General features: G+C 69.8%; 4 protein-coding genes. All 4 read left to right on the top strand.

Annotated features, from left to right (window positions below):
- The coding region (locus tag ACWF94_RS36815; RefSeq protein WP_453498996.1) for a PfkB family carbohydrate kinase at nucleotides 1-344 on the top strand (344 nt) is incomplete at its 5' end.
- Nucleotides 341-1,093, top strand: coding sequence for an IclR family transcriptional regulator (locus ACWF94_RS36810; RefSeq protein ID WP_453498994.1), 753 nt, complete (start codon nucleotides 341-343; stop codon nucleotides 1,091-1,093). The genes ACWF94_RS36815 and ACWF94_RS36810, both read left to right, overlap by 4 nt.
- Nucleotides 1,094-1,156: 63 nt before the next feature.
- Nucleotides 1,157-1,567, top strand: a complete 411-nt coding sequence (locus tag ACWF94_RS36805) for a RidA family protein (protein WP_453498992.1) — start codon at nucleotides 1,157-1,159, stop codon at nucleotides 1,565-1,567.
- 229 nt (nucleotides 1,568-1,796) lie between these two features.
- Nucleotides 1,797-3,269, top strand: a complete 1,473-nt coding sequence (locus ACWF94_RS36800) for a GntP family permease (protein ID WP_453498990.1) — start codon at nucleotides 1,797-1,799, stop codon at nucleotides 3,267-3,269.
- Nucleotides 3,270-3,385: the final 116 nt, after the last annotated feature.

The raw sequence follows: 3,385 nt of genomic DNA, 5'->3' as shown, positions 1-3,385 counted from the left end.
GTTCGGGGCGGAGCCCCGACAAGGACCAGAAACGTACGCGGCCCGCGGACACCGTCACCTTCGTACCGGCCCCCCACGTTCAGGTGGTCGCACCAGTCGGCGCCGGCGACGCCTTCGCCGCCGGCTACCTCTCCGCCACCCTCCGCGACCTCCCCCAGCGCACCCGCCTGCGCCACGGGCACCTCATCGCCGCCGCCGCCCTCACCGTCCCCGGCGACCTCGGGACCCCGCCCACCACCGCCCACGCCGACCGCCTCGCCGCCTTGGACGACGCGGCCTGGGAGACACTTCGTCTCGGCCCCGGCTGGACCTCAGCCGCGGATGAGGAGGTACGTACGCCATGAGCCAGACCGTCGACCGCGCGCTGAGCATCCTGCCGCTGCTCGCCCAGGGACCCGCCGATCTCGGACTGGTCGCCGAGCGCCTCGGCGTCCACAAGTCCACCGCGCTGCGACTGCTGCGTACGCTCCACGACCACGGGCTCGTCTACCGCCAGCAGGACCAGCGCTACCGCCTCGGCGCCCGGCTGTTCGCGCTGGCGCAGGAGGCCGTCGAGAACCTCGACGTACGCGAGATCGCCCACCCCCACCTCGTCACCCTGAACCAGCAGATCGGACATACGGTCCACCTCGCCGTGTACGAGGAGAGCGAGGTGCTCTATATCGACAAGGTCGAGAGCCGCTATCCCGTACGGATGTACTCGCGCATCGGCAAACCGGTCGCGATCACCGTCGCCGCGGTCGCCAAGCTGCTGCTGGCCGATCTGCCCGAGCCCGAGCGGCGTGCCATCGCCGAGAAGCTCGACTACCCCCTGTACACATCCCGTTCGACACCGAACGCCGGGGCGTTCCTCAGGGAACTCACCGCCGTACGCGAACAGGGATGGGCCACCGACCTCGGCGGCCACGAGGAGTCCATCAACTGCATCGGGGCGCCCATCAGGGGTGCGGCCGGGCGGGTCGTCGCCGCGATGTCGGTCTCCGCGCCGAACGTGGTCGTCACCGCGGACGAACTCCTCACCCTGCTCCCGCTGGTGCGCCGCACCGCCGACGCCATCAGCCGGGAGTACTCCGGCTCCGTCACCCCACACTGATCCCCACACCGATCCCCTGATCCCCGCACTGATCCCCCTACTGATCCACCCCGAAGGAACCCCATGACCGAGAAGACCGCGCTCACCCCCTCCACCCACACCGCCCCGCCCGCCAAGTTCTCCCACGGCGTACGGAAGGGCAACATCCTCCAGGTCGCCGGCCAGGTCGGCTTCCTGCCCGCCGTCGACGGCCGGCCGCCCACCCCGGCCGGGCCGACCCTGCGCGAGCAGACCCTCCAGACGTTCGCCAACGTCAAGGCGATCCTGGAGGAGGGCGGCGCGAGCTGGGACGACGTGATGATGGTGCGCGTCTACCTCACCGACGTCGACCACTTCGCCGAGATGAACGAGATCTACAACGCCTACTTCGAGGAGCAGGGCCTCACCGCCCCCGCGTCGGCCCGTACGACGGTCTACGTCGGCCTGCCCGCCGGACTGCTCATCGAGATCGACGCGCTCGCGGTCCTGGGCTGAGCCTGCCCGCACAGGCCCTGACCTTCCCTGACCGTCCCCGCTCAGCCACACTCGGCCCTCGCACCACCAGCACCTCGCCCCACCGCACGGCCCGGCGCTCCCCCACGGAGTGCCGTGCCGTGGTCCGCCGTACCCAGGGCGTGTTGCGAAAGTCCCGCCCGGCCCGCGACGCCCGGCACGCACGATTCCGCAACACACCCCAAACCCTCCACCGACAAAAGGGTTCACCATGTTCCTCGCAGCCGACTCACCGCCCGAGGCACCACCCCACACCGGAGGACTACTCCTCCTCATCGACGGCACGGCGGGCCTGCTGACCGTCGCCGCGCTCGGTATCGCGCTCCTGCTGCTGCTGATCATCAAGGTGCGGCTCCAGCCGTTCGTGGCGCTGCTCGCCGTCTCGATAACCGTCGGCCTCGCGGCCGGCCTCTCCGTCACCGAACTCTTCGGCACGGTCCAGCGGTCCGCCGCCGAGTCCGTCATCGAGAACGGCATGGGCGGCATCCTCGGCCATGTCGCGATCATCATCGGTCTCGGCACCATGCTGGGCGCGATCCTCGAAGTCTCCGGCGGCGCCGAGGTGCTGAGCACCCGGCTGCTCAATCTCTTCGGCGAGAAGCGCGCCCCGCTCGCGATGGGCATCACCGGACTGATCTTCGGTATCCCGGTCTTCTTCGACGTCGGCATCTTCGTCCTCGCGCCGATCGTGTACGCGGCGGCCAAGCGCTCCGGAAAATCGATCATCCTCTACGCGATGCCGCTGCTGGCGGGTCTGTCGATGACCCATGCCTTCCTGCCACCGCACCCGGGACCGGTCGCCGCGGCGGGGCTGCTCGATGTGTCGCTGGGCTGGGTCATCCTGATGGGCATCGTTGTCGGGCTGCCCGCGGTGGCCGCCGCCTGGGTGTTCTCCGACTGGATCGGCAAGCGCATCTACGTGCCGGTCCCGCAGGACATGGTCGAGGCCGCGGAGGATGCCAAGGCGGCCGTCGCCGCCGAGCGCGAGAAGGAGGGCAGGAAGGCCGCCGAGTCCCCGGTGGCGCTCTCCACGGTGCTGCTCATCATCGGTACGCCGCTGGTGCTCATCCTCGCGGCCACCTTCTCCTCCATCGCGCTGGACCCGTCCACGCTGCGCTCGGTGGTCGAGTTCTTCGGCAACCCGTTCGTCGCGCTGACGATCGCGCTGCTGCTCGCGTACTACCTGCTGGGTTTCCGGCGCGGCTGGTCGCGCAAGTCCCTGGAGCAGGTGTCGACCTCGTCGCTGAAGCCGGTCGGCAACATCCTGCTCGTCGTCGGCGCCGGCGGGGTCTTCGGCGCGGTGCTGAAGGCGAGCGGGGTGGCGCAGGCGCTCTCGGACACCTTCGAGGACGTGGGCCTGCCCATCATCGTGCTGGCGTATCTGATCTCGCTGGTGCTGCGGGTGGCGCAGGGTTCGGCGACGGTCGCGATCGTCACCACGGCGGGCATCGTGCTGCCGCTGGTGGAGAACGGCGATCACTCGCAGGCGTTCCTGGCGCTGGTGATCATGGCGATCTCGGCGGGTTCGATCTTCGCCTCGCATGTCAACGACGGCGGCTTCTGGATCGTCGCCAAGTACTTCGGCATCTCCGAGCGGGACACCCTCAAGACCTGGACGGTCCTGGAGTCGGTGCTCTCGGTCGCGGGCTTCGTGGTCGCTGCGGCGCTGAGCCTGGTGGTGTAACCGCCCGGCACGACGTCTGACAGGGCGTCTGACAGGGCGTCTGGCAGGGCGTCCGGCACTGTGTCCGATGCGGCGTCCTGTACGGAGGCTGATACGGCGGAGGGGGCCGCCCGGGG

The organism is Streptomyces sp. NPDC055078 (assembly GCF_053607985.1).
This window is presented reverse-complemented; position numbering and strand designations above follow the sequence as displayed.